Consider the following 26,379-nt stretch of genomic DNA (forward strand, 5'->3'; position numbering starts at 1 on the left):
ACATCCGAAAAAGAGGATTGAACATGGAATTTCCATTTGTTATCCGAGCCACACAAAAATCAGGAAAGCCTGATGCTTTTGTCTGGTTCACTGCAAAAACTGAGGCTCGCGCCAACCTGATGCTGGACGTTGCGCTGGAAGACGCAGGCATCGAAACGGGTCGTGGTAAGGACTACGCCAAACCGATTCGCACTGACTTCCCGGTTGTTGATGACCTGCCGGAAGAAGGCGAAGTTGATTTCACCTGGTGCGAACGCTACGAATTGGCCGAAGACCAGCGCACATGGCAACTGAAACCCGGCGCGGCGCCGCAGGACACTTTCCACCAGGAAGACGTTGCAGACAACGATTTAACCACTGAGCTGATGGCCGAAGAGAACGGCGACCGCAAGGTTGAATACTCCGACGACGAGAACGCAGAGTTCCAGCTGGTCACTATGCCTTTCCGCATTCAGTTGCTGGCGCAGCTGTGCGCCGAAACAGGCCACGTTTACCACATCAGCATCCCACGCCGTAAAGAGCTTTCAGCGTTAGAAATGGACATGGATAACACCTATGTTCAGAACCTGCTGCTGGCTGTAGAAAACGCGCCGGAAGTTAAAGCCTACGACATGCCAGCTCTCTGGAAGCTGACCGACGCAGTGCAAAAGGCATTGCCACAGACACAGCGCCATGAACTGAACCACTTTATTCAGTTCGTTAAAGCGTGGGTTAGTACCGAATACATCGATCGCGGCCTGCTGGTCAAAGAGTGGCAAAAGGGAAACCGTGTGGCGAAAATCCAGCGCACCGATACCGGAACCAATGCTGGCGGCGGCAATAAGACAGACCGCAACCCCGATTACGAACATACCCTGGATACGCTGGACGAAGAGATCGCACTGGCCACTTTGCCAATGGGTTTCGACATCTACAATATTCCGGGTTCAATTCATCGCCGGGCTAAAGAGATCGTCAGCAAGAAAGAAAGCCCATTCAAAGAGTGGTCCGCCGCCCTACGCAAATGTGCTGGCATCCTGGACTATTCGCGCGCCGCTATCTTCGCACTTATCCGCGGCGCCGCAGAGAACGTTCACCACTTCCCGGTCAGCCTGCAGACTTACATCAATGCCAATTTGACTGAGTCAAAACATGATGCGCCAACAGCAGAAACCGTAGCTACTGCGCAAATTGCCCCCGTAGCTAATGATGAAGCGATTTCTTTCGATGAAGTCAGCAAACGTCTAGCAGCCGCTCGCGGTGAGTTTGTGCCGGGTATCAGCGACCCAACGGATCCAAAGTGGATTCACGAAGACCTGACAAAACCAAAACAGCCAAAAATCGCCAGCATGGGCAACGGTATGTTCTCCATCGATGGCCTGATGAACGCCCCAGCGAAACAAAATAAGGAAACCACCAGCGATGAGCCGATGGAAGAGACTGAGCGCGCCGAAGGCGAAACTAACAATGCGGTACCAGCAGGCGAAGGTGCTGTGGAAGATGATCAGCAGGCAGATACCGTAACTGACGCCAGCGCCGGGGAAATTCTGGCCGCCGCTGCACCGAGCCTGGCTGCTGACGAGCAATCCGTGCCAGAAGAACAGCAGCCAGCACCAATTACTGAGTACCCTGCTTTCTTCGAACCAGGACGCTATGAAGGTCTGCCGAATGAGGTTTACCACGCGGCGAACGGGATCAGCTCAACTCAGGTGAAAGATGCCCGCGTCAGCCTGATGTACTTCAACGCCCGCCACGTCGCCAAGACTATCGTCAAAGAACGTTCACCGGTGCTCGACATGGGCAACCTGGTGCATGCGCTGGCGCTGCAGCCTGAACTGCTGGATGCCGAATTCAGCGTTGAACCAGTAATTCCGGAAGGCGCATTCACCACGACGGCAACGATCCGCGCGTTTATCGATGAGCACAACGCCAGTCTGCCAGCGCAGTTGTCCGCCGACGACATCAAAGCGCTGCTGGAAGAATACAACGCCACCCTGCCGCCGCAGGTACCGCTGGGCGCATCGCTGGAAGAAACCGGACAAAGCTACATGGCGCTGCCTGCTGAGTTCCAGCGCATTGAAGAAGGCCAGAAGCAAACAGCAACGGCGATGAAAGCCTGCATCAAAGAGTACAACGCCACCCTGCCGCCGCAGGTGAAAACCAGCGGAAGCCGTGACGCGCTGCTCGAACAGCTGGCGGTGATTAACCCTGACCTAGTTGCGCAGGAAGCGCAGAAACCTCAGCCGCTGAAAGTCTCAGGTACCAAAGCAGACCTGATTCAGGCCGTGAAAGCCGTTAATCCGGATGCAGTGTTCGCCGACGAACTGCTGGATGCGTGGCGCGAGAACCAGGAAGGCAAGGTGCTGGTCACCCGCCAGCAACTGAGCACTGCGCTGGCCATTCAGAAAGCACTGCTGGACCACCCGACCGCCGGCAAGCTGTTGACCCATCCGAGCCGCGCCGTCGAAGTGAGTTATTTCGGCTTTGACGATGAAACCGGGCTGGAAGTCCGTGTGCGTCCGGATCTGGAAATCGACCTCGACGGTGTTCGCGTCGGCGCTGACCTCAAAACCATCAGCATGTGGAACATCAAGCAGGAAGGCCTGCGCGCCAAGCTGCACCGGGAAATCATCGACCGCGATTACCACCTGAGCGCAGCGATGTATTGCGAGGCTGCAGCACTGGACCAGTTCTTCTGGATCTTCGTCAACAAAGACGAGAACTACCACTGGATCGCCATTATCGAGGCGTCTGCCGAACTGCTGGAACTGGGCATGCTGGAGTACCGCAAGGCGATGCGCTCTATCGCGACCGGCTTTGATACTGGCGAATGGCCAGCGCCAATCACCGGCGACTACACCGACGAACTGAACGACTTCGACATGCGCCGCCTTGAAGCGCTGCGCCTGGCTTAATGGAGGATTTGACCATGCAAAATACCAACATCATCACGACTGAGCAGGCTCCGAACACCATTTCTGCCAGCAACGCTGTATTCAACGTGCAGGCGCTGGGGCAATTGACCGCATTTGCCGACCTGATGGCGCAGTCAGCCGTCACCGTTCCAAAGCACCTGGCAGGGAAACCTGCCGACTGCATGGCGATCGTCATGCAGGCCATGCAATGGGGTATGAACCCTTATGCCGTGGCGCAGAAAACACATCTGGTGAATGGCGTTCTGGGTTACGAGGCTCAACTGGTTAATGCGGTTATTTCCAGCTCAAGCGCCATTCAGGGTCGTTTCCATTACGAATACGGCGGTGACTGGGAAAAGATTGCCGGTCAGAAAGACGGTCGCGATGAGTTAGGCCTGTTTATCCGCGTCGGCGCAGTACTGCGCGGTGAAGCGGATATCACCTGGGGTGAGCCAATCTACCTGGCTGACATCACCACCCGGAACTCACCGTTGTGGAAGACGGCGCCGAAACAGCAGATCGCGTATCTCGCAGTGAAGTACTGGGCCCGCCTGTACTGCCCGGAAGTCATCCTGGGCGTTTACAGCCCTGACGAAGTCGAGCCGCGCGCAGAGAAAGAGATTAACCCGGCGCCGCAGCGCATTAGCCTGGCTGAAATCTCAGGTGACAACGTAACAACTACTGGTAGCGCACGTGAATCCGCTGTGAATGTCGACTCGATCGCCGACGAATTCCGGGACCGGATTGATGCTGCCGAAGATATCGACGCTGCCAAAGCGGTTGGCGAAGACATCAACCAGGCGAAAGCCACTCTGGGCTCATCGCTCTATACCGAGCTCAAGAATAAGGCCACGCAGCGCTATCACCGGGTAAATGCTCGCAACAAAGTCGAGGCGACCATTAACTCCCTGCCGAACCCAGGCGAGCCAGGGGCGGCAGAACAGTTTGAGAAGGCAGAAGCCGCACTTACCGCCGCGCGCCGCCACCTGGGCGATGAACTGTACGAGCAGTTCCGCGTAACCCTCGACGACATGAAACCTGAATACGTTGGCTAACGGAGGTCGGCCCCAGCCGGGGCCGAATTATCAGCATGGTAGATAAATTTGAACGTCAGAAAGCGGTCGCTCATTACCTGCTAGAAAACCCGCAGGCAAGCCCCGTACAAATCAGTGAAGCGCTTTGCCTTACCGACCGGGCTACGCGCTACATCATCGGCGTAATGACCGAACGCGGCATGATTCTGCGCACCAGGAATGCCGTTGATGGACGTATTCACAACTTCATCGTCAGCGATTGGTATGCGTCAGAACTCATTAATGGGCCAGCCCCAGAGGCGATCGGAAAGGACCGGCAACTGGAAGCTACAGCCAACCAGTTAGAGAGTCGCGGCTTGTGGCGCCGGGCGGCGACAGTCTGGGCGGAATTATCCCGCCTGCAGAAGACGGTAACCGGCGTGGCCATGATTGCATCTCGGCGTAACCGCTGTATTCGATTAGGGAGAGCATAAGTATGAGCCTGAAACACCGCCTTCCGGAGTTGGAAGCCAGCATTGAACCTGCGGCGCTGCGCGCGGCAGCTGATGAGTATTCTGACCTGCTGCTGACATTGTGCCTCTGCATGAAGATGGCCGGGCCTACCAGGGCGAATGTTCGCGCCTGCGCCACTGCACTGAAAGGCCGCCTGACAACCTGGCACAGCCAGAAAGAGTTAAACGCCATCCTCCGCAGTTGGGACCCGGTCGGTTACGTCCTCGGCCTGCGCCGGGAAGCGAACCGCGCCGCCGCCAGCAATGGCGATCCGATTGATGTGTTTGTGTGAGGTGAGCATGAAGCTAATTAACCGCGGCAATAAGCAGTCACCCATCGCGCGCCAGGCCTGCGCCATTGCGCTGGAGACACACCACCAGCGTTACGGCGACTACGGTCGCAGCAAGATGAAGGAAACATACACCGTCCGGGTGTCGGGCGTGAAGGTTTGGGTAGGAGTGGTCAATCGCAGTCGCAGCTATGTCGCGACAGCGATGACGGGGATGCGCCGGTTGCGTGCGCTGCCGGGCCAGGTGAGTTGATATTGAATTATCAATGTAAGGCGGCAGGCCTGTTTATACTCGGCTTGCTGCCTGTGAGGTATTTATGACACAGGTCGTCTTTAACGTTGAATGGGTAGTGGCGGCAAAACTTACCGAGAGAACCGGTCTAAGCGCGCGTCAGATTAAGGCGTTACGCCAGTTTAGATGGATTGAGGGTATCCACTTTAAAAGATCACCAATGACCGGTGAGGACAAGCAGCGCGCCATGATTTGGTACAACTACCCGCGCATCAATCAACTTATTCAGGAGTCGTAATGTTTCCCACCGGCGTTGAACTACATAAAGGCAAAATAAGGATCATGTTCATCTACCGCGGCGTCCGGTGCCGGGAGGTCTTGCATGGATGGACAGTCACAGCTTCTAATATAAAAAAGGCTGGAAACCTCCGTGCAGCTATCATTTGTGATATTCAGCTGGGCCAGTTCGATTATGCTGAACGGTTTCCTGACTCCAAAGCCATCAGCAAATTCACCACAACCAAAAGGCTCACAACATTCAAGGAGCTTTGCGATTTCTTTCTGTCTGCCAAGGCACTGGAAGTTTCTAACGCATCCCTTTATACAGCCACGTCGATTGTAAACACCCTGCGACGTATCATCGGGGATAATACCCAGTTGGTTGATATTCAGCATTCCGACCTGTTGCGTTACAGACATGAATTGCTCACCGGCGAGGTGATCAACCCAATCATGCCTAATATCCGAAAGAAGGGACGCACCCCATCAACAGTAAACACCAGAATGAGCTTACTGTTCGAGATGCTAAAACTTGCTCATCGAAGCAAATTTATCCCTCACGCACCTTATGAGGGGGTGTCTTTACTAACCCTCTCAAAACGAGACCCAGATCCCCTGCTCCTTCATGAGTACCAATCAATGATCGCAGCGCTCTCTGGCCAAACAGCACTGGTCTGGATCCTTGCAGTGCACACCGGAATGCGACATGGCGAATTATGCGCATTGGCTTGGGAGGATATTGACCTGGAAAAAGGTGAGATTCATGTTTCCCGCAATCTCACAAATAAAAAGCTGTTTGTTCCACCGAAAACGAACGCAGGATTCAGGACAATCACTTTGCTGAAACCAGCACATGAAGCGCTGAAAGAACAGTTTAAGCTTACAGGTAGTCTACCGAAGCGGGAAATCACCTACCATCATCGTGAACACGGTAAAACAGAAACACAGCATCTAAAATTCGTGTTCGTTCCCCTGACCCGATCAAAGGCAAAAGTTGGTTACTACTCCCGTAACTCAATATCGCATGGGTGGAAGAAAGGGGTTGAAATTTCCGGGGTTAGACCTCGGCACCCGTATCAGTCCAGGCACACCTATGCATGCTGGTCTCTATCCGCCGGCGCGAATCCTAGCTTCATCGCGAGCCAAATGGGGCACGAGAATGCAAAGATGGTTTATGAGGTTTATGGGAAATGGATTGGGGAGATGGATAAGGACCAAATTGGCATGCTAAACGACAAAATTCAGACCGCTTTGCCCCCCTCACGCCCCCCAGCAAACAAAAAGAGACTAAAAGTCGTTTAATTTCATTAGGATATAGGCATCATTTATAATTAATGCCTATTTATTTAATCGGTTTTGAGAGGTTCAGTGAATCAGGCACTTAGAGGATAATCAGTGGGTTAGGGAGAGTGCTGTATGGATTTATACAACCTTCAGTTAGTAATGTCGGTTGGCTTTCCGTCATATTTCCCGTTTCGCCAGTTCGCAGAAGTTGCTGTGGTGTCATAGCTGAGGCTTGCCAGAAGGTTTAAGCGGATCTGCTGTGCAGGTGTAACCGTGATTTCTGACATCTAATTTCTATGGTTAAAGCCATTAAAAAAGCCACCCGAAGGTGGCCTTTGTGATGACAATAAAAAACCGCCAATAGGCGACTTAACTAAATTGGCATTTAGTTTGTTATCTTTATCGTCAATTTAAAGGCATGAGTCTCGCCAGCATCCTTTGCATTCCCTTTCTGGTAGACACGTATGATGTATTTCCCTGATGATGGCAACTGCCCGGAGAAGGAATCCCCATCACTCATACCGTCGAAAATAACTTTTCCTTTAGGCTCAAAAACCGAAAAGAAGGGGTGCGGCCAGGCGCTCTCCATCTTTACTGTGATTAACTGCCCCTGTTTTGCAGTTAACGTATAATCAACATCTTGGTTGCCTGTAACTTTTCCATTAACCACAGCACCGCTCGCTCCTCTTTGAAACTGAACAGCATGTGTTTCTTCAGTTTTGTAAGCATTATTCGCTAATGCAGACATAGAAAAGCTCAGAAATAAAAACACCCCATATACAATTTTATTATTAGCTTTCATGTTATTAACATCCATAAATTATATGCATTCCCTTATATCATATGGAGTGCCATTATCAAACCCACCTGCAGATGGGTTTTGGAATGGCTAATGTGAACCGCGTGATGTTTCATCATTTTTAACCGCTTTCAGCGCCATTGCGACGGAAAGCAGAACAGCGCCAATCGGCGTATCACCGTGTAACTAGCCTTGGAGCAGATCAAGAAACTCCGTGCAGAAGCACGGGTCATTGTCCATTTTCATGGCCTCTCATCTCGCTGCATGGCGGGTGCTGGGTTTGATGGGGATCAGACTCTCGGGCTGATTTAACGACAGCTCAAAGTGAAGATTCTCAGCAGTCTGAAAGGATTAAAGATCAAAAAGCAAACAGGGCAAAGACATGCATTTATTTGTTAAATAAATTGTGAATAATGCCGATAACGGAATGGTGAGGTATCACATCTACGCACACAGAACTGGGTTAAAAACGAGGAAATTTATTAATGCCCAATACATCACAGTTAACCGGAGCAATATTTTTAGCCATATCCTCATTCTCTGTATTCGCAGCAGACAACGTCGAAGGCTGGACTTTTCTTACAGATACAAACGATTCTAATTTTTATGCTAAAAAGCGGTCTTTTACAGAATCAAAAGGGATTCGTTCAATTATTATTCAACAAGTCCCAATATCCAGAGCTTCCCACGCCAATATTTTATATAGCCGGTTCACAATTTCTACTCAGGCATGTAAAAACGAATATGGGAGAATAACTTTATATAATTTAAGCGGAAAAGTCACTAACCAATTTGATTATGTGAAAGGTGGTTCAAGTGCGGCTGCTTATATAGCAGATATAGTTTGCCAAAATTAAAATTGCTGGCATTAAAATCAAACCTGCGCAGTAGCGGGTTTGATTTCGTTCAGGCTCAATACCCTAAGTTTTGCTGATACCGTTTTTTCCGAAAAAGATAATTAGATTAATACAGACTCCAGCATTCCTGGTTAAAAATTTCGACATTACGGCGAGCATAACGAACGACCTTAGTGCAGCGTGTGCAGGCCAGGTACGACGACTCATCAATACACGGCATTTTGCTATATCTCAAGATATATCTGGCTAGGATGCTGCAGAAATGTCGGCCAAACGTGGTCTTCTGTTGGTCCACATCAACTTGCCGTACCTCAAAAATATAGATTGCATGAAAGCAGCATTTTTATAGCCTAGCTTTCTCAGTATCATCGCTCGGTGCTGATAGATAGTTTTCGGCGCTCTGTCCGTCACAAAAGCAATCTGAGTAATGGAGAAGCCCTTCGCAAGATAGTTTAGGATAAGGGCTTCTGTTGGCGAAAGCGATGTGTAGTATGCAATACCGTCCATCGATAGCTCTGTCGCCGCTGCACGCAAAAAATATGAGAAAGAGTCTCTACTCTCATTAATATTGATGACTCGGTCACCAGTCGCCCAAAGTGGATACACCATTCCCGTATCATGACCTGTCAACCACACGACCCGATCAATACAATTCGAATAAATAAAAGAGGCAAAATCTTTACTTTTTCCTTCTAGAAGGATATTCGCGTCCACAAATATCATTTTCCGTTGATTAAAATCGATGCATTCATCTGTATTGTGGAATACATCAAAGTCTTTAAGAGAAAACTTTATCCCCTGGTAAAACCAATAGTTACTCGTGTACACAACTATTAGATTGTTTTTTGTTCTTCTGAACACTGGGTTTATTTTATTACCCTCCATTAAAGTGTGCTAAAAATTCGGCAGCTTTTCTCTGCTATAGCCTAGCGTTCCTCAACCTTCATTTTTCTTGTAAATTCGACAACTTCACGAACAAACGCAACATCAACGAGATAGCCATTGTTTTCTACTCGAATGAACAGGTCATCTGAAACATTGAACCCGCACAGGATGACTTTCAATTCTCTCATAACTAACCACAGACGTTGACTTGAAGAGCTTAATCCATATTTATCCCAGATATTTTTTAGCAACTCCTGGTCGGTAATGACTTCATCACCAGATTTAAATAATAAATATTCGAGCAAGCGTGCTTTGGTTGTTCTGAGTGGAATGCTCTTCTCACTGCCATCTAAAGAGAACAAGGTTTTATTTTCCACTGAATAATAAAGTCTATTATCAATTCTATAACCAAGAAGTTTTATATTATTATCCACCGCCACCCCGTTTGTTATATGGTTGTTTTCGAGATTACCGAGACACAATAGGAGTTACAATTACATTTTCAAACGAAAAACAATCAATACAAATCACTACAAATCATCACTCTTAAAAGAATTAAATTTGGTAGAATGTGTTTTTTTTAGAAAAAAAAGCCAAACACAGCTCGAAGATACCCCTTATTAGGTATCACAAAAAAGACTTAGAATTAGAAATGGAGCATTCGTTTTTTTCAATGAAATTGATCAAAATCAATTTCATTGAAACGCGTGATGCGTGGGATTGTTGATCGTGTGCATTTATTCACCATTAATTCTCATCAGTCTTTTTGGCATTTCGTCTAGTCGTCACCATAACTTCCGCTACCTCAGGCTTTCTATGCTTATCTTTTAATCAATCACGCCATTCAACACTACGCGATAAATGAGTCCGGGCATGATCAACTGAAAACTTAACCAACCGATATATTGTGGCTCGGTTATATCAATCGCGGGCAGAGCATCTTAAGCATTGCATCAAATTAGGTGAACGAACACGTGCCTTTATCCGATTTCCCCACTCAAACATTTCACTCTCAACGTTGCCTTTCACCAGCCAGATCGTTGCTTTTCACATCTAGGCATCTGCATCACAATAGGCTATCTTACCCGCTCAAACCAAACCAGGGTTCCCCCGTGCGCAGCCATTCCTCATTCAATGTTTTCTCACTTTGCTACATGATGGTGACTTATGCGCTCATGTTTACCTTTGTGCTGGTCTTCATTGACTTTGCCGTCGGTGATTCATCTGAGGATGTCTGGACTGGGCGGATGACCCTACAGCACTATTTTCTCGAACACGCACTGCTCTACCTTAGCATTGCTTGCGTCGGTGCAGCCGCTGGATTCATCATCTGGTTTATCGGTTCCAGAAAATCTTAATTCCCCTCTTTGATAATCCAGACGCTTCATACAGCGGAAAAACCTCTCTTTTGACAAAGCTCAAAACATGGCGCTTTCTATCGCGGTATTAATTCACACCGCAAATGTATCCCGTCTTGAAATGTGAAAGGAGGAGACGATGAAAACCTACGATCGTAACCGTAACGCTATCACTATCGGCAGCCGCGTCATGATTGCTAACAATGGCGCGACGGGCGTTATCCGGTCAATTCATGGTGAAGGTAAAACGGCTGAACAAATTCGCCGTACTGACTCCGTTGAGATTGAGGGTTGCGATGGCGTCTATTGCCCGCTGGATTTGATCCGTCTTGGCTTCAACTGATACGCGATCAGATTGACGCAAACCAGCGTCGACAATATCAGCCTAAGGCCACGATTGTGGCCTTAATTATTTTTGTATCCTCTCAAGAAGCACCTTGTCCGAACGCGCTGCCTTATCGGCCAGTTTTTGAAACTGCTGCGGGCTGTAGAAGGATTTGGGTGGGGGAAGTAACTGCATCGCTTTCCCAGGATAGATTTTCAGCGCCCCCAAATGTGAAAGTTGATACCCTTCAACTACGGCAGGAAACGTCAACATCAGCGGCTGAGCGTTTTCATTGGCAACGGGTGTGGGTAAGCGGTTGATATCCAGGTTGTAGTTTCTTTTTAAGACCAGAAATTTATCGGGCACTCTTCGCTTACTGTTCCACCACTCCCCATCTAACTCGCGAAATTTCTTTTCGGTTTCGGTACGTGTCGCAATATCCAGACTCAGCAGCGCCTCTTTCAACGCGGATGTCATCGCCGCATTATAGCCATCGACGGTTCCGGCTTTGCCTTGCAGAATCAATACAACCGCAAGGCGCGCGCCGAGCAGATTAGAATAGAGGTCCTCCGGTGAAAAGGCAGAGATCGCCTCTGAAAAGCCGGGAACAGACTGGAATCCGTACCACTGCGCAATTTCATGCCACTGCGCCAATTCAAATGCTAAACGTCCGGCGAGCCAGGCGGCAAGCGTATAGCGCGCACTCAACTCGGCCGGTGGGGTAAAAGCGTTTAATTGTATGCGCCTGACCCCCAGCTCATTGCTATAAAAATAACGCCAGCGCTGGCCTAACTTGGGGTAGATTTTAGAGAAAAGAAAGAAGGTGTTATCCGCAGTATCGCGAACGTGGGCGATGTCGATAAAACCACCTCGATGGGTATAGACAAGGCCGTTCTCTTCTTTGCTTAACCCGACAATATTTTCAACCGCACCGAAGGCGTTATCGTTGTACCGATGCTCGCCCAGCGCATCCAGCGCGAGCACATTGCCAATCTGATAGAAGGGAATCGGCACGCCAAGCGCACGCACGTGCAGATCGTGCCCAAATGCACAGCACGGGCGTAGCGATTCCGGCGCATTAAGGTGCGCCGCTACGGGGGATACTTGACTGGCCTGCTTTAGCGATAATAAATCGCCGCTTGCCTGAGCGCCCGTCATGGCAATGAGCAGCAACAATAGCCATTTAGCCATTTAAAAAGCCTCTGCGACCTGAAAATAGAACCCTGCGCTCTCTCTGCCAAAGCCAAGATCAAGCCTGATATTCATCGCCGGTTTAACCTCAAAGCGATACCCCACGCCAGCGGTCGGTAGCAGCGGATGGTGGCTTAAATCACCGGCATCATTTCCCAACGCCCCGGCACCCAGCCAAAGTACGTAGCCGTGTCGCCAACTGAGTTTGCGTCGGTACTCCACCTGCCCGCTTACGACATCTTTATCGCGATACCGCCCCTGGTAATAGCCCCGTAATCGTCGGTCATCTCCCGCCATTGAAAGCTTATCCCACGGAACATCGCCACGCGTAAAACGTCCCCAGAGGTCAAAGGCTAATACGGTTTTCTCATTGAGAAGATGGTAATAATCGTACTGAAGTTCTGCCGCCGTGAAATGCGTATCTGAGCCCAATGCCGGATCATAGACGGTATATTCCACCTTAAAGAATTGCCCATGCTCAGGGCGCGTCACCACATCGCGAGAATCATAGTTCACTGCCACCGACGCCCCGGAAGAAAGCGGCGAAGCATCCGCATGCCATGTGGAAAAAACGTCTCCTGGATGGGCATTTTCTACGTTCGCCTGCATGGATGAAAAATCCCAACCAGCGCCTATATAGAGACTATCGGTCACCTCACGCAGCAACACCGGATGCAGACCTACAGAATTATTGGTGTAGCTCTACCACCCTGGGCAGCATCGTAATCGCTCCCCCAAAAGCTGGTGGGTACTTTGGCAATTGAGCCATCAACAAAGAGTCGCCAGCGATCGTCGGTGAAAAAGGTGTAATTGTTGAGGCCGATACCTAACGCCCCGCTCGAACTGACAAACCCGGTGAACGACAGCGATGAGTTTTGTGTCGTGCTATCGGACGGGTCAACGCGGTAAATCCCCGCCACGGCCATCCCCAACCCAAGCTTTAATTCGGGCGTATAGAAAGGACCAGGCAACACGCTCCAGTTAATTCCTTTCGCCGGATCGTATTGATTGTCCGCGCCAAGCTTTGTCAGTAGCCCATCCACTGATTTTCTATCGAGAGAAATCGCCCCCGATTGATAGCTTAGCAGCAGGAGTCCCGCCAGAATAAGAGGTCTGGTTATCATCAGAAGCGATATTCGCCAGCGATAAAGAAACTGTTACGTTCTTTAAAGCCAATCTCCGTCAGGAGATTAAAATGAGGGGTAATCTCATACTGGCTCCCCACCAGCACATTCCAGGGTGACGTCAGTCGCTGTTTAACATCAAAGCGCCCCTCACCGTTCTGATTGACCGCATCAATTAATGGCTGTAGCGTAGCGGGCATACTCAGGTCTGAAAGGCTTCCTTTGAACTCCTGTTGAACGTCCTGGTACATGCTTCCTAGCCAGACGCTCAGATGTGATGGTCCTGCAGGGCCCTGGAGATTAAAGCGATACCCGATGCGGGGAGAGACGGTTAATGCCGAAATTTTGCCGTCAAGAATATCGAAGTCCGTCCGCGTATAGTTGGTGTCCACCAGCGCAAACCAGTTTTCATATCCCCCAGCCAGCGTGATGCCGGTACCGAAGGTTGTACCTTTAAAATCGAGTTTAAAATCAATATTCTGAAGATCGCCGCTTTGATAAAGCTGATGCACGGCCCCGGCTATTAATCGGTCAATACCGGTATAGCGCGTGGGATCCGCATCAACCGATACGTTGGAGACGGATGATCCCCGGGAGTGCCCGACTAATCCGTACACATTCAGAAAGGGGAAAACCCACATATCGAGACGCACCGTTTCTGATTTGCTTTTTTCTCGTGTATGCCCGGCATCAATATTAAACATGTCCGTTGGAATAGGATGATTCCCCAGCGCCAGTCCTGAAAAACTGATGCTATCGACATCGATATTCTGGCGCATATTCATATAGTTAATGTTGATACCAAAAGGCAATGGAATGGAATAGCCTCGCGCTCTGGCCTCGTCACCCCAGATAGGAAAGGTACGGTCATCACCCTCAGCCGCTGTTACCGCGCCTGATATCAACAGCAATGGCAAAACAGTATGCTTCCACCTCATTATTGAGCACCCACCTTTCCTCCAGCTCGCTTATAACCCTGAGCCTACGTTGAAATAAACCGCCTGTTCGTTATCGCTAAACGCGATATCGACTCCGGTACGTAACCCATATTCACGGGCAATCAAATAGCGAAACCCTGTACCCCAAGCGACCTCTGCGGTGTGAAACAAATCAGATGAGGTATCTTCAGCACTTCCGGCACCAATAAAGCCCTGAATAATCCAGCGCGGCGTAGCCTGCCAGGCCAGCTGTGTTTGTACCGTGGCAACATCATTTCCCTGATAGCGATAACGGGAGATCCCTCGTAGCGCGATATAGGGGCGTGCCATCGGCGGCAGATGGTTATCCTGATGGGAAAGGCGTTGATAATTTCCGACGAGGGCCAGCGTCCAGGTAGGATTCAGCGGCAGGAACGTCTTGCCGTCCAGGGTCAGCAAATCGTATTGATAATCTCCGCCTAGCGCACTGCCATATAACTGGTATTCCCCCGAAAGAGAGACGCCGCGACTGGGCCAAAAGAGATTATCCGTGGTGTCATACTCCGCGACGATACCGAAAGCCGAGGAGGTGCTGCTCTCCCCCAACACACGCTTCCAGATGCTGTCGATAACGGGGTTATTTTTGGCGGAGATATCCATTTTTGCCCAGAACTGCGAGGCGCCGAGGAACACAGGCGTATCACCAAGGCGAAAGAGCAGCTTTTGCATGCCGCCGTAGCCTTTGGTTTCGGTGTTTATCGCCTTGTTGCGACCAAAGCCAATCACATCACCGGTATAAATATCCAGATTAATATCCGCATCCCCCCCCGCCACCAGATAACGAATATGGTCGTCCTGCCAGGTATGGCGATGTCCGCCCCCCACAAACCAGGTTCCATTTTGGGTTCCACCACCGCCAAAAGCGCTGATCGGCGGAGGAACAAAGCGTTCACCCTCACGTTTACCTTTGCCATGTAAAAAAAGGCCAAATAACCCACCGCCGTATCCCACGGCGGGCTCCGTAATCACGATGGGGACGGGTAAAAAACCATATTGGTTATCCTGCAGGTAGCGACTCATATCCAGCATGCCATCTTCAGGATCAAACAGGCCGTTAGCTTGCGCTTTCCAGCATAGCAATGGCAGCAGCAGGATTAACCACCGCAATGGCCACGCACATTCTCCAGCCCGCATTCTGATCATGGCTATCACCCAGATACATATATTTTTATTATTGCGCGTAAGGCTTAAACACCGTAGGTTCATTTGAGCTTAGTCCAGTCTTAAACGAATTCAAGACGTAGCAACATAGGTGTTTAGACTATAATTTCAGACTGGAGTTAAACATTGCGAGCCATAGACAATGAAGGTAATGACCGACAGTAAGAAAATTTTAGATATCGTTAACTCATGGGGCTACATCTGGTTTCTTAGTCTTAATGTGATTTTTTGTCTATGGACGCTGGCCAGCAATGTCTCTCACTCATCTCACTACCTCAATAGTTCCATAATCAACAAATTGTGTTTTGTTATCATCATCATTTCATTGTTAGGGTTTTATTTGAGAAGGCATGTCAAAAAGAAATTTCAGCCACTAACGTTATCCCTTCTGGTGCTAGTTTTAGGTTTGTTATGGGGCGGAATGTTTTACTTTATGATTCAAAATTACAATACGCCAGCAACCTCCCTCGCCTTGCTCATCACCCTTTTATTACCGGCAACCATTTCATTCTATATATCAGGAAGGATATTAACTCTTTTTTGCGCCCCCATTGTATTTTCGATGATTTTTAGTGAATTGACTTCTTTTGAAAAATTTAATCTGCTGCAGGTCTCTGGGACAATCATTATTTTCGCAGTGGTAATAAGTTCCCGATATATTCTTCTGGAATGGTATGTTCGCACACAGAACAGTGAATTCGCCAAAAGTATGCTGATTAAAAAACTTACTCGACTGGCTCATCGAGATTCTCTTACCGGGTTGCTGAACAAAGGCAGCCTGAACACGCACTTCGAAGAGAATGTCCAGCTACTGAGAAAACCGGGCGAGAGGCTATTTATGATTATTATGGATATCGATTTTTTCAAGCAGTATAACGATATCTACGGCCATGTCGCGGGTGATGAATGCCTGGTGAAGACCGCAAAATGCCTATCCCAGTCGCTGCGAAAATCAACGGATACCGCGTTCCGCTTTGGCGGTGAAGAATTTATCGTGCTCAGCCGCTGCAGCCACATTCAGGAAGCCGTTATGATTGCTGAAAGAATTCGCCAGACTATCAGTGATGCAAAGATTCCCCATCAAGGATCCCAACACTCTGCCTGGCTTAGCGCCAGTTTCGGCGTTGCCCAATGGAAATCAGGTAGCTCACTGGATAAACTGGCTGAAGATGCCGATAAAGAACTCTATAAAGCCAAACAAGCTGGGCGAAACCAGGTGTCATTCGCCAGGGCTTAGCGAGGTTTCCCCACCTGGGTTTAGAGCAATTTAAACAAGAGGCGAATCGGCTTCAACTGGGTCAGATGCAGCCAAAGATTATGCAGGTTAACGATACCAGCCTGCGCCAAAATGGCCAGGGTAATCATCAGCGTTGAGGCCGTGATAATCAGCATTAAGCGATTAATGTTCTTCTGAATTCTGAGTTGCTGTTTATCCCTTCTTTCGTCCGACTCCCACGCGACAATCGTAGAAATCGCCTGGCCTTGAATAAGGTATTTGCCCTCTTCAAGTTTGACATCGCCTGTCATCACCAGCGATTGCAGCAGTAGCAAAATCTTACGTCTGAAATCTTCATTCTTTATATGGTGATACCAAAGCGTACCATACAGTAAATCAATCACTTCATTACCGGTCACTCCGGTATGCGTCTTTTCAGGCGATTGGCGTACATACTCGCTCACCAGTACTTTCAGCAGCGTGATACGATCAAGCCCGGTCATTTCCCTGTTCTGCGGCAACTGAACGAACAGTTTGTTTTTAGTGCGAATAATCAGATTCTTCAGATAGGCGATCCGCGTAAAATAGTTAATCGCAAAAAGAACAATAGAGTCGAACCTAAGCGGACCATACTTTTTCCAATGAATGATTTCAACATTCATTTTCTCAATATCGCTAACCGCGATATTCAATCTTGCAACGTATGCATGTTGCTCAGCATTCCATTTCTCAAGGACTACGCTTTTACCAATCAGCTTGACCAGCTGATATTTTTCTTGTTTTACATCTGAAAAATAAACGCCGTAGTAATTGTAGACCCTATCGTCCTTACAGTCTTTGGACGTAAACCTGGGAAGAAAATAACCCCACAGTTTGGTTTTAATTTTTGACACTAATGAATCGATAAACATAGTTATTCTCTGCAGTACTCATATCATAGCGATGATTGAATTGGTCAAAAATCGTACCACTCCGCACATGCAGCGTTAAGCAGTAAATAATTTAATTCTAAACTTCCTTAAAAAGCACATGAAGTTTATTTATAAATAACAATCATCATCATATATAGCCATGATTATGATATTAAGTTGGGTTCTATACATAAAGAGGAAAAGGTGATGAGAACCCTTCATACACTCATACTGTCGGGGACGTTAACCCCGTGTGAAGAAGTTTCACGAAAGATACTGATGAAAATTGAAATGCTGCAGGTGCCAATAATAAAATGCGAAGCAGAAGACACATCGCAGAACCAAAGTAACATGGGTTATCTTCACCACAGAAACAAATACACTATCAAGCAGATTCAGGATTACCTAAAGAAAGAGTTCCTTAATAACATTGATATTGAGGCGATTTTTGATTCTGAAAGCACAACATACAAAGTGTACAGTTTGTTATCCAAATTAGATAAAATTCAGCCGATTAACAGTTACTATCTGCAAGAAGCCAATATGAGCGGATTACAACATCTTAGCAGCGCATTGAATTCACTGTTATGTGATTAAAAAAAGCCCTTCTTATCCGAAGATAAGAAGGGCTTTTTTGGTGCTGAATTACTGCTTGTCAGTTATCTCGACCACCACATGGCGATCTGGCGCCAGGCAGTTAATCAGTTGCTGACCAGACTGTCCATCACAGCTCGCACCGGTCACTGAATCACTAGCACCACGGCCTTCGGCGGTAATGTTGCCCGCAGGCATCCCCAAAGCGACTAACTCATCGGCAACGGCCTGAGCACGCTGGGCGGAAAGTTGCTGGTTATAATTGGCAGCACCGGTCCGGTCGCTATAGCCAATAACCACCGTCGTTTTATCGTTCGCCGACTGCATTCCTGGGTTGTGATAAAGCTGGGCAATAGCCGCTTTGCCTTCGGCCGTTAATGCCGCAGAATCATAGCCAAACATCACATCGGATTTTAAGTTAAAACGCTGTGGTTGCGGTGCGGCAACAACGGCAGCGGCTGGCGCAGCGACAACCGCTGCATCATCGTGCTGACCAAAACGGTACGAGAGGCCCGCCGTGACAGAGTGGACATCGCTTGAAACGCCAATCTGGTTTTCATTACCCACATTGCTCACCCACTGATATTCCAGACGGCCAGCCCAGTTCTTATTAAAGGCATATTCCGTACCGACAGCGACGACAGGACGCACACCGGTATCAAAGCGATTGTGGCCTTTAATATCAGACTCGGCGCGATAGCCCATTGCCCCTGCGCGACCATACAGATCCCAGCTATCCGTCAGTCCATAGCTGGCTTTTAATGACAGTTGCAGACCCTGGCTTTTCATCTGAGAACCAGATGCACCGTTTCGGCCATTAAACTGCATATTACCCAAATAATCATAGCCACCTTCAACGGCCAGCCAGGGGGTAATCTGGTAGCCCGTAAATACGCCGCCGCCCACATTATCGCTATTCTTGCCCACATCACCGAACTTATTTCCATCAGCATTGGTTTGCTGGCTGGTGCTGGTATCCGAATAGTGCGACCAGCCAAATTTACCGCCGGTATACCAGGTTCCTGCGTCCGCAGCTGCGAAAGCCGTGGAGGCAGTCAGTGCATTTGCAATAATGAGTGTAATAAGCGCCTTTTTCATAATCATCCTATTATAGCGTTGCCATTAGTCAGTGAGTTACCTAAGAAGTGGCGCTACAATAGTTTTTTTAGCGTGTGCTGATAATCGATAACTTGTTTATTTCTGGATAAACCGAATGTCCCGAATTCTGGACACCATCGCGGCAACGGTAAGTGAAGCGATTATTCTGCTTAAAATTGGTAGCTATAATTGACGCTCGCAAACCATAGCCACGGGTGGTTGTATTCGCCACCAAATGCCGCTGATTTAACCTGTGAAGACTGCATATGCAGGTATTCCACCGCCACCCCGATATTGCTGGCAGGGGTAATCTGATATTGCGCTCCGGTGGCAAAACGCCACTCGTCGCCGGTCGGTAGGGAAAGCGCGACATCGCTTTGTGATTTGTACGGCGTACTGTCAAACGCCACCCCAGCATTAACACGCCACTGTTCATCCGGGCGATACTGAACACCCAATGCCGTATGCCACGTATCCTTCAGTCGGTTGGTTTTATCACTGGATTGTCCGTTAACTGAAATCTGCGGACTACCAAACTGGCTCCAGTCTTGCCAGCCAAGGTCGCCCATCACCGACCATTGTTTATTAACGTCGTGAACAAGGCTCATCATTATCTGCTGTGGTGCGCGAACCTGAGCAGCGATCGGCAGGTTATACTCGACGTTTGGCACGTTAGGAAAACGGGCTTTACCATCGATATTAAAGTGATAGTCCGTTTTGCTCGTCCAGGTAATACCGGCTCGTGTTTGATCGGTTAAATCCATCAACAGGCCCAGGCGGTAATTCATCGCCCAATCATGGTCGTTTTGTTTTTCATCATTGCCATCAACGTTTCGCGTCAGTGAAAGCACACCGTAGTTCAGTCCGGTTGCCGCCCCAACAGAAACTTTATCACTTAATTTCCAGGCAATACCGGGGCTGAGCGTCATCGCTACCATGGTACTTTTTTTAATCAGACGATCCCCAGCCCAATTACCAAAATCAATCCCGAGCCCATAGTTGCCGTACAAACCCAGGCCAGCTGAAACCGTGTCGCTTAAACGCTGGGTATAAAACATGCTGGCGTTGGGAAAAAGCTTCATAATATTGCCCGGGCTTTGGCGCCCCGCCGTTTCATCATCCAGAGTGTAGGGAATATTTCCCCCCATTGCCTGCAGTCCGCCGGTTACCATGTGATCCGGTAAACGCGTCATACCTGCGGGGTTAGTCAATAGCGTTGACGCATCCTGAGCACGTGCCGCCTGCCCCGCGCCTGCTAATGCAGTATCTTCCGTGCCAATTTCATAAAAATAGAGTGCACTTGCATGACTGTACGTTGTAAAAAAAAGACCAGTGATAATAATCGTTTTTTTATTCATTTGGTTACCTTGCAACAGAAAGCGTGGATTATCTTTGGTTCTAAAAGAACCTGAATCACGTCATTTAAAGCGTAGAAGTATCGCCGCGCTAAGACAAAATAATTATTATTAAATCTAAACCGTATCATAGCGATAGCGAATGAACGCTGTCTTCGTTTGTTTTATCCAGTATTAAATATTGAGAACCGCGTTATATATTTTAACTATAATTTGTTTAATAAAAAGAACAGTAAAAGATAAGATGATAATGAGCTTTATTTTTAAATTCGCCTGTCAGTACGACTGCTCATCGCATCAATGATGCTTTCCCTGCGTGGGAAGTTTATGGTTACAAGCTCAGCGCAGTTGTTATGGTCAAAAGACAACCATGCCCTCAGGTTCAACCTGCATGATAGCTGAAGCAACATTAGCCAACTAAGCCGGATAATTCCGATAACATCCCGGTTTCGAGCGAAATAACCATACAGTCAGTAACGACAAAAACCCTCTTCCGATGGTTTTTCTGCCGCTATCATTCGCTATATCCCTTCTAACGTCCCCTAACTGGCTCAGGATAATATCCCTTTCACGTTGAAATAATCTGTTAACTTAATGACTTGTTATCAATGACGTTCCCTGTAAACTGATTATTCAGTTCGTCTGGTAAATGGATATTTGCATCGCATTATTGTGGTCACGATAAAACCGCTGACCGCCTGGCATTTAATTAAAAAAATAAAAATTCATGTGGTTTAATGTTACAAATGAAAACAAAATCGACAGAAAAGCAAAATAAAGACTCATTTATTACATCTCGTTACATAATACTCTGTCTGGGTATTCTGTTTTGCCTTGCTGTTTTACTGGTGCGAGTGGCGGATCTGCAATTTTTAAATCACCCGATGCTGACGCGCGAGGCCGATCAACGCTCGCTGCGTACCGTGGTGCTGCCAACAAACCGTGGAACGCTGGTAGACCGGAACGGTGAAGCACTGGCGATGAGCGTTCCTTCGCGCGATGTGGTGGCCGATCCGGTAAAAGTGGTTGAAGATAGCCCTAATTTCCGCGATCCCAAATGGCAGTACCTCGCCTCGGCGTTAAATACCACGCCAGACCAAATTGCGAGCAAAATTTATCAGAACGCGCACCGCCACTTTCTTTTTCTCGGACGCAAAGTTGAGCTCGGTATCGCCAAGGATGTTGCTGACCTTCATATAAAAGGCATCAGTGAAATTTACGACGACAGCCGCTTCTATCCAATGGGTGAAGCCTCCGCCCCCTTAATTGGCATTGTCGGTGCGGATAATACCGGCCTGAACGGGGTGGAAAAAGGCTACGACAATATTCTGCAGGGTGAGCCGGGAAAAGAAATTTACCGTAAGGATGCCAATGGCGGCATTATCAGCGTATTAAATTACGATGCGCCAAAACAGGCACCAACGGTGCAGCTCAGTATCGATAAATTCGATCAGTACACGCTTTATAGCAAACTGCGCGACGGCGTCCTGCTGAATAAGGCGGATTCCGGCGCGGCGGTATTGGTCAAAATTGATACCGGCGAAATCCTCGCGATGGCCTCTTACCCTTCTTACAACCCGAATAACTTTGATAACGCCACCCAGACGCAGATGCGCGATGTGGCGATCAACGACAGCTTTGAACCGGGCTCTACGGTGAAACCGCTGGTGATTATTGAAGGGCTGGAACGCAATATCATCCAGCCTAATACGCTGCTGAACACCACGCCGTATAGCGTAAACGGGCACCTGATCCGTGACGTCGGCCATTGGCCGCAACTCACGCCAACCGGTATTTTGCAAAAATCGAGCGATATCGGCGTATCCCATATTGCCCTGGCGATGCCGGCGCAGGCGCTGGTCGACACCTATCAGGCGTTTGGCCTCGGTAAACCAACCGATCTTGGCCTGAGCGGCGAAAGCGTGGGCTATTTCCCGCTCCACCGCCAGCAGTGGGCTGACATTGAACGTGCTACCTTCTCATTCGGCTATGGTCTCCGCGTCACGCCGCTGCAAATTGCCCGCGAATACGCCACGATGGGCTCCTATGGCGTCTATCGCCCGTTGTCGATAACCAAAGTCACGCCGCCGGTCATGGGCCAGCAGGTCGCCGATCCGAACATTGTCAAAACCGTAGTTCATATGATGGAGAGCGACGTGCTACCCGGCGGCAGCGGCGTGAGAGCGGCCGTGCCTGGCTATAGACTGGCGACCAAAACCGGTACGGCAGAGAAACTGGGCGACAGCGGTAAATACGATGGCGGCTACGTGAACTACACCGCGGGCGTCGCACCGGTCAGCCATCCTGAAGTGGCGCTGGTGGTGGTCGTGAACAATCCAACCGCAGGCACCCACTTTGGTGGTTCGGTGGCGGCACCGATCTTTGGCAATATCATGGGGCCAGTGCTGAAGAATATGAATATCGCGCCGGATGCACTGTTACAGTAATGAGGCAGGAAACGGTATGGCTCCCCGGAATGGGAAGCCATACCGGCCGGTTAGACTAGACGACGGCGGTGGTTAAGCGCGACGAGCAGCATAAACGACCTTGCTCATCGAAAATTTCAATCTGCCAGACCTGATGACGACGACCGGCGTGCAGCGCTTTGCATACGCCGCGCACACGCCCACTGCGGGCCGAACGAATATGGTTGGCGTTAACTTCCAGCCCCACCACCCGGTCTTCCCCTTCGGTGCACAGATAACCCGCCACCGAACCCAGCGTTTCCGCCAGCACCACTGAAGCACCACCGTGCAACAGCCCAAACGGCTGGTGAGTACGGTGATCCACCGGCATCGTCGCCGCGATCGAATCGCCATCGATATGGTCAAACTGAATATCCAGCAGCCCCACCATATTGCCTTCACCCATCGCATTGAGGGCTTCGAGCGTTGTTTGTCGTTTCCAGATCATCCCATCATCTCCAGCAGCGCTTGCAGTGGATGGCGCACGCCGTTACCTTCCACACGTTTCACCTGGCTTCGACAAGAGTAGCCGGTCGCCAGGCAGCGATTACGGGGAAGCTTTTGCATCGCCTGATGCCAGGAAAGCTCGTAAATGCCCAGTGAATTGGCGTGGTTTTTGACTTCATGTCCATAGGTTCCTGCCATACCGCAGCAGCCTACGCTGACGTTTTCAAGCTTCGCGCCGAAATGGGCAAAGATTGAAGCCCACTGCTTAGGCGCGGTTGGCAGCGCCGTCACCTCGGTGCAATGACCAAACAGATACCAGGGTTCACCGGACGGCAGCGCATTTTCTTTGCGCTCCAGCACCTGCGGTAGCCATTCGTGCACCAGCATGACGTTGAAGTCACCGCGCTTATCACCAAGCACCTGCTTGTACTCATCGCGATAGCAAAGCACCAGCGCTGGGTCGACCCCGACCATCGGCATATCCAATTCCGCCACACGGTTGAGGTAATCAGCGGTTTTTTGCGCCGTCTTCGTAAAGCGGCTGACGAAGCCTTTAATGTGTTGTGCCTTGCCGTTCGGCGAGAACGGCAGCAGCACCGGCTGGAAGCCCAGTTTTTCAACCAGACGCACAAAGTCTGCCACCACCTGCGCATCGTAGTAGCTGGTAAACGGATCCTGCACCACCAGCACGGTCTGCGCTTTTTGTTCAGGCGCCAGCGACTCAAGTTGTTCAAGCGTCATATTTGCCGAACGGTGGGTCACCATCTGTTTTTGCAGCGACGGTACCGAAAGCAGCGGCAGATCGATCATGCCGATATGCTTTTCCGACAGCTTGCGTACCAGCGGTTGGCTCATAAAGAAGTTGAAGGTTTTCGGCGCGCGTGCCATCAGCGGCGCGTAGCTTTCGACCGTTGCCACCAGGTGATCGCGCACCGGGCGCAGATAGCGGGTGTGGTAGAGTTGCAGGAAGCGGGAGCGGAACTCCGGCACATCAATTTTTATCGGACACTGAGTGGAACAGGCTTTACAGGCCAGACAGCCGGACATTGCCTCTTTCACTTCATGCGAGAAATCGTATTCCCCTTTGCGGGCATGCCAACTGTTGCGCGTCCGTTCGATCATCGAGCGCAAGCTGGCGCGTTTCTCCGGCAGCTCTTTTTCCAGCAGCAGCGGGTCTACGCCACGATCCGCCAGCAAACGCAGCCATTCACGCACCAGCGTCGCGCGGCCTTTCGGCGAATGCATACGGTTGTTGGTGATTTTCATCGACGGACACATCGGGCTTTTGGCGTCAAAGTTGAAGCACAGGCCGTTGCCGTTGCACTCCATCGCCCCGCGCCATGCCGAACGAACCGTCACCGGGATTTGGCGATCGTAGGTGCCGCGTTTTACCGCATCCACCTTCATCATTGGCGAATCCACGCCTTCCGGCGGGCAGATTTTCCCTGGATTCAGGCGATTATCCGGGTCAAAAGCCGCTTTTACTTTGCGCAGTTCGCCGTAAAGCTGTTCGCCAAAGAACGCTGGGCTGTACTCGGCGCGGAAACCTTTGCCGTGCTCGCCCCATAACAGGCCACCGTACTTCGCGGTCAGCGCGACCACATCGTCGGAGATCTGTTTCATTAAGATCTCCTGCTGCGGGTCGCACATATCCAGCGCCGGGCGCACGTGCAGCACGCCAGCATCGACGTGGCCGAACATGCCGTAGCTCAGGCCGTGGCTATCGAGCAGCGCGCGGAATTCAACAATATAGTCCGCCAGATGTTCCGGCGGCACACAGGTATCTTCCGCAAACGGAATCGGCTTGGCGGCCCCTTTGGCGTTGCCGAGCAGTCCGACCGCTTTTTTACGCATCGCGTAAATACGCTCGATGCCGTCCAGCTCGTTACAGCGCTGCCAGCCGATAACGCCCGCTTCCTGCTGGGCAATCAACTCGTCCAGCCGCTGGCAAAGCGCCGACACCTGACCTTCAATCAGCGCGTCGTCGTCACCCGCGAACTCGACGATATTCAGCCCCAGCATCTCTTTGTCCGGCACGTCGGTAATCAGTTCATTCACCGAGTGCCAGACAATATCTTCCCGCGCCAGGTTTAGCACCTTTGAGTCCACCGTTTCAACGGACAGCGCACGCGCTTCGACCATGAACGGCGCGTTACGCAGTGCAGAATCAAAGGAGTCATATTTGATATTGACCAGTCGGCGCACCTTCGGCAGCGGCGTGATGTCCAGCCGCGCTTCAGTGATAAAGGCCAGTGTGCCTTCTGAGCCCGTCAACACGCGCGTCAGGTCAAACTCGGTCATCTCGTCATTAAAGACGTGGCGCAGGTCGTAGCCCGTGAGGAAGCGGTTCAGTTTCGGGAATTTATCGATAATCAGCTGACGGTTTTCCCGACAGCGTTCATAAACGGTTCGGTAGATACGCCCCGCCGCCGACTGTTCTTTCGCCAGCGTTTCGGCCAGCGCCACCGGCACCGGCTGGGTATCAAGAATATCGCCGCCCAACAGCACGGCGCGCACGCCTAGTACATGGTCAGACGTTTTACCGTACACCAGCGAACCCTGCCCGGAGGCATCGGTATTAATCATCCCGCCCAGCGTTGCGCGGTTACTGGTCGACAGCTCAGGGGCGAAAAAATAACCATGAGGTTTTAAATACTGGTTAAGCTGATCTTTAATGACTCCCGCTTCAACGCGCACCCAACCCTCTTCCGGGTTGATCTCAATAATGCGGTTCATGTAGCGAGACATGTCAATAATGATGCCCTGATTCAGCGCCTGGCCGTTGGTGCCAGTACCGCCGCCGCGCGGGGTGAAAATCAGGGACTGGAAGCGCTCTTCTGCCGCTAAACGGGCCAGAAGCGCAACGTCTGCGGTCGAACGCGGGAAGATCACCGCATCGGGAAGAAGCTGGTAGATACTGTTATCGGTCGCCATCGTCAGCCTGTCGGCATAGCGGGTGGCGGTGTCGCCGGTAAAGCCTTGTTGCTCCAGTGCTTGCAAATAATTCAGCACCAGCTGAACTACGCCAGGTGCCTGGGAAATCTGTGGGATCATTACTTGTGACCCTTTCTGAATGTTGTGTTGTACGCACAACATCTTGCCGGTTTACGCG

General features: G+C 50.0%; 24 protein-coding genes and 1 pseudogene. 13 read left to right on the forward strand and 12 right to left on the reverse strand.

Annotation, left to right across the window (positions count from 1 at the left end; genetic code table 11):
• The first annotated feature begins 23 nt into the window (after nt 1-23).
• The 7 genes from AB2B48_RS07185 (at nt 24) to AB2B48_RS07215 (ending at nt 6,522) form a co-directional block, all read left to right on the forward strand.
• Complete coding sequence (locus tag AB2B48_RS07185) at nt 24-2,894, forward strand: RecE family exodeoxyribonuclease (protein WP_368301359.1); 2,871 nt, start codon at nt 24-26, stop codon at nt 2,892-2,894.
• Nucleotides 2,895-2,908: 14 nt separating this feature from the next.
• A complete protein-coding gene (locus AB2B48_RS07190; protein ID WP_368301361.1) occupies nt 2,909-3,949 on the forward strand; it encodes a RecT family recombinase in 1,041 nt (346 codons plus the stop codon).
• 35 nt (nt 3,950-3,984) lie between these two features.
• The gene (locus AB2B48_RS07195; RefSeq protein ID WP_368301363.1) at nt 3,985-4,401 is read left to right on the forward strand and encodes a PerC family transcriptional regulator; all 417 of its coding nucleotides are present in this window, start codon (nt 3,985-3,987) and stop codon (nt 4,399-4,401) included.
• A 2-nt stretch (nt 4,402-4,403) separates the two neighbouring features.
• Nucleotides 4,404-4,712: a hypothetical protein gene (locus AB2B48_RS07200; RefSeq protein ID WP_368301365.1), complete on the forward strand. Its 309-nt coding sequence runs from the start codon at nt 4,404-4,406 to the stop codon at nt 4,710-4,712.
• 7 nt (nt 4,713-4,719) lie between these two features.
• A complete protein-coding gene (locus AB2B48_RS07205; RefSeq protein ID WP_368301932.1) occupies nt 4,720-4,962 on the forward strand; it encodes a DUF4060 family protein in 243 nt (80 codons plus the stop codon).
• A gap of 64 nt (nt 4,963-5,026) precedes the next feature.
• A complete protein-coding gene (gene xisR, locus AB2B48_RS07210) occupies nt 5,027-5,239 on the forward strand; it encodes an excisionase family protein (RefSeq protein ID WP_368301366.1) in 213 nt (70 codons plus the stop codon).
• Entirely contained in the window at nt 5,239-6,522 is a 1,284-nt protein-coding gene (locus AB2B48_RS07215; protein WP_368301368.1) for an Arm DNA-binding domain-containing protein, read from the forward strand. Before xisR ends, AB2B48_RS07215 begins: the two co-directional genes overlap by 1 nt.
• Nucleotides 6,523-6,889: 367 nt before the next feature.
• Here AB2B48_RS07215 and AB2B48_RS07220 read toward each other — a convergent pair whose 3' ends face one another.
• The gene (locus AB2B48_RS07220) at nt 6,890-7,306 is read right to left on the reverse strand and encodes a DNA breaking-rejoining protein (protein WP_368301370.1); all 417 of its coding nucleotides are present in this window, start codon (nt 7,304-7,306) and stop codon (nt 6,890-6,892) included.
• A gap of 482 nt (nt 7,307-7,788) precedes the next feature.
• Here AB2B48_RS07220 and AB2B48_RS07225 point away from each other — a divergent pair, with 482 nt between their 5' ends.
• On the forward strand, nt 7,789-8,160 hold the full coding sequence (locus tag AB2B48_RS07225; RefSeq protein WP_368301372.1) for a hypothetical protein: 372 nt from the start codon (nt 7,789-7,791) through the stop codon (nt 8,158-8,160).
• A gap of 246 nt (nt 8,161-8,406) precedes the next feature.
• On the opposite strand, the gene AB2B48_RS07230 is transcribed toward AB2B48_RS07225, so the two are convergent.
• Both AB2B48_RS07230 and AB2B48_RS07235 read right to left on the reverse strand, forming a co-directional pair.
• Nucleotides 8,407-9,045 carry a helix-turn-helix transcriptional regulator gene (locus AB2B48_RS07230; RefSeq protein ID WP_185668652.1) on the reverse strand — a complete coding sequence of 213 codons (639 nt, stop codon included), beginning with the start codon at nt 9,043-9,045 and terminating at the stop codon, nt 8,407-8,409.
• Nucleotides 9,046-9,086: 41 nt separating this feature from the next.
• On the reverse strand, nt 9,087-9,479 hold the full coding sequence (locus AB2B48_RS07235) for a hypothetical protein (RefSeq protein WP_185668651.1): 393 nt from the start codon (nt 9,477-9,479) through the stop codon (nt 9,087-9,089).
• Nucleotides 9,480-10,157: 678 nt separating this feature from the next.
• Here AB2B48_RS07235 and AB2B48_RS07240 point away from each other — a divergent pair.
• Entirely contained in the window at nt 10,158-10,403 is a 246-nt protein-coding gene (locus tag AB2B48_RS07240) for a hypothetical protein (protein ID WP_368301374.1), read from the forward strand.
• Nucleotides 10,404-10,542: 139 nt separating this feature from the next.
• A complete protein-coding gene (ydfZ, locus tag AB2B48_RS07245; protein ID WP_185668649.1) occupies nt 10,543-10,746 on the forward strand; it encodes a putative selenium delivery protein YdfZ in 204 nt (67 codons plus the stop codon).
• A 66-nt stretch (nt 10,747-10,812) separates the two neighbouring features.
• Here ydfZ and AB2B48_RS07250 read toward each other — a convergent pair whose 3' ends face one another.
• The 4 genes and pseudogenes from AB2B48_RS07250 to AB2B48_RS07265 all read right to left on the reverse strand — a co-directional run bounded on the left by AB2B48_RS07250 (nt 10,813) and on the right by AB2B48_RS07265 (nt 15,154).
• The gene (locus AB2B48_RS07250) at nt 10,813-11,919 is read right to left on the reverse strand and encodes a DUF4056 domain-containing protein (protein ID WP_368301376.1); all 1,107 of its coding nucleotides are present in this window, start codon (nt 11,917-11,919) and stop codon (nt 10,813-10,815) included.
• Nucleotides 11,920-13,043, reverse strand: a pseudogene (locus tag AB2B48_RS07255) (BamA/TamA family outer membrane protein).
• A complete protein-coding gene (locus AB2B48_RS07260) occupies nt 13,043-13,981 on the reverse strand; it encodes a hypothetical protein (protein WP_368301378.1) in 939 nt (312 codons plus the stop codon). Before AB2B48_RS07260 ends, AB2B48_RS07255 begins: the two are co-directional and overlap by 1 nt.
• Nucleotides 13,982-14,011: 30 nt before the next feature.
• Nucleotides 14,012-15,154, reverse strand: a complete 1,143-nt coding sequence (locus AB2B48_RS07265) for a BamA/TamA family outer membrane protein (RefSeq protein WP_368301933.1) — start codon at nt 15,152-15,154, stop codon at nt 14,012-14,014.
• 178 nt (nt 15,155-15,332) lie between these two features.
• Here AB2B48_RS07265 and AB2B48_RS07270 point away from each other — a divergent pair, with 178 nt between their 5' ends.
• Nucleotides 15,333-16,418: a membrane-associated sensor domain-containing protein gene (locus tag AB2B48_RS07270; protein WP_368301380.1), complete on the forward strand. Its 1,086-nt coding sequence runs from the start codon at nt 15,333-15,335 to the stop codon at nt 16,416-16,418.
• 20 nt (nt 16,419-16,438) lie between these two features.
• On the opposite strand, the gene AB2B48_RS07275 is transcribed toward AB2B48_RS07270, so the two are convergent.
• Nucleotides 16,439-17,308 (reverse strand): hypothetical protein, encoded by an 870-nt coding sequence (locus tag AB2B48_RS07275; protein WP_368301382.1) that lies wholly within the window; start codon nt 17,306-17,308, stop codon nt 16,439-16,441.
• Nucleotides 17,309-17,587: 279 nt separating this feature from the next.
• Between AB2B48_RS07275 and AB2B48_RS07280 the strand changes: the two genes are divergently transcribed.
• A complete protein-coding gene (locus AB2B48_RS07280) occupies nt 17,588-17,905 on the forward strand; it encodes a hypothetical protein (RefSeq protein WP_333010348.1) in 318 nt (105 codons plus the stop codon).
• A gap of 48 nt (nt 17,906-17,953) precedes the next feature.
• On the opposite strand, the gene ompA is transcribed toward AB2B48_RS07280, so the two are convergent.
• Nucleotides 17,954-19,000 (reverse strand): porin OmpA, encoded by a 1,047-nt coding sequence (gene ompA, locus AB2B48_RS07285; protein WP_368301384.1) that lies wholly within the window; start codon nt 18,998-19,000, stop codon nt 17,954-17,956.
• 170 nt (nt 19,001-19,170) lie between these two features.
• Nucleotides 19,171-20,358 (reverse strand): OmpP1/FadL family transporter, encoded by a 1,188-nt coding sequence (locus tag AB2B48_RS07290; protein ID WP_368301386.1) that lies wholly within the window; start codon nt 20,356-20,358, stop codon nt 19,171-19,173.
• Between the two features lie 734 nt (nt 20,359-21,092).
• Here AB2B48_RS07290 and AB2B48_RS07295 point away from each other — a divergent pair.
• Nucleotides 21,093-22,802 (forward strand): penicillin-binding transpeptidase domain-containing protein, encoded by a 1,710-nt coding sequence (locus tag AB2B48_RS07295; protein WP_368301388.1) that lies wholly within the window; start codon nt 21,093-21,095, stop codon nt 22,800-22,802.
• A gap of 55 nt (nt 22,803-22,857) precedes the next feature.
• On the opposite strand, the gene menI is transcribed toward AB2B48_RS07295, so the two are convergent.
• Together menI and AB2B48_RS07305 are read right to left on the reverse strand one after the other, a co-directional pair.
• Nucleotides 22,858-23,268, reverse strand: a complete 411-nt coding sequence (gene menI / locus AB2B48_RS07300; RefSeq protein ID WP_185668640.1) for a 1,4-dihydroxy-2-naphthoyl-CoA hydrolase — start codon at nt 23,266-23,268, stop codon at nt 22,858-22,860.
• Nucleotides 23,265-26,321, reverse strand: a complete 3,057-nt coding sequence (locus AB2B48_RS07305) for an FAD-binding and (Fe-S)-binding domain-containing protein (RefSeq protein ID WP_368301390.1) — start codon at nt 26,319-26,321, stop codon at nt 23,265-23,267. Before AB2B48_RS07305 ends, menI begins: the two co-directional genes overlap by 4 nt.
• Between the last annotated feature and the right edge of the window lie 58 nt (nt 26,322-26,379).

This window comes from Kluyvera sichuanensis (genome assembly GCF_040930405.1).
In the GTDB taxonomy this organism is placed as follows: Bacteria; Pseudomonadota; Gammaproteobacteria; order Enterobacterales; family Enterobacteriaceae; genus Kluyvera; species Kluyvera sichuanensis.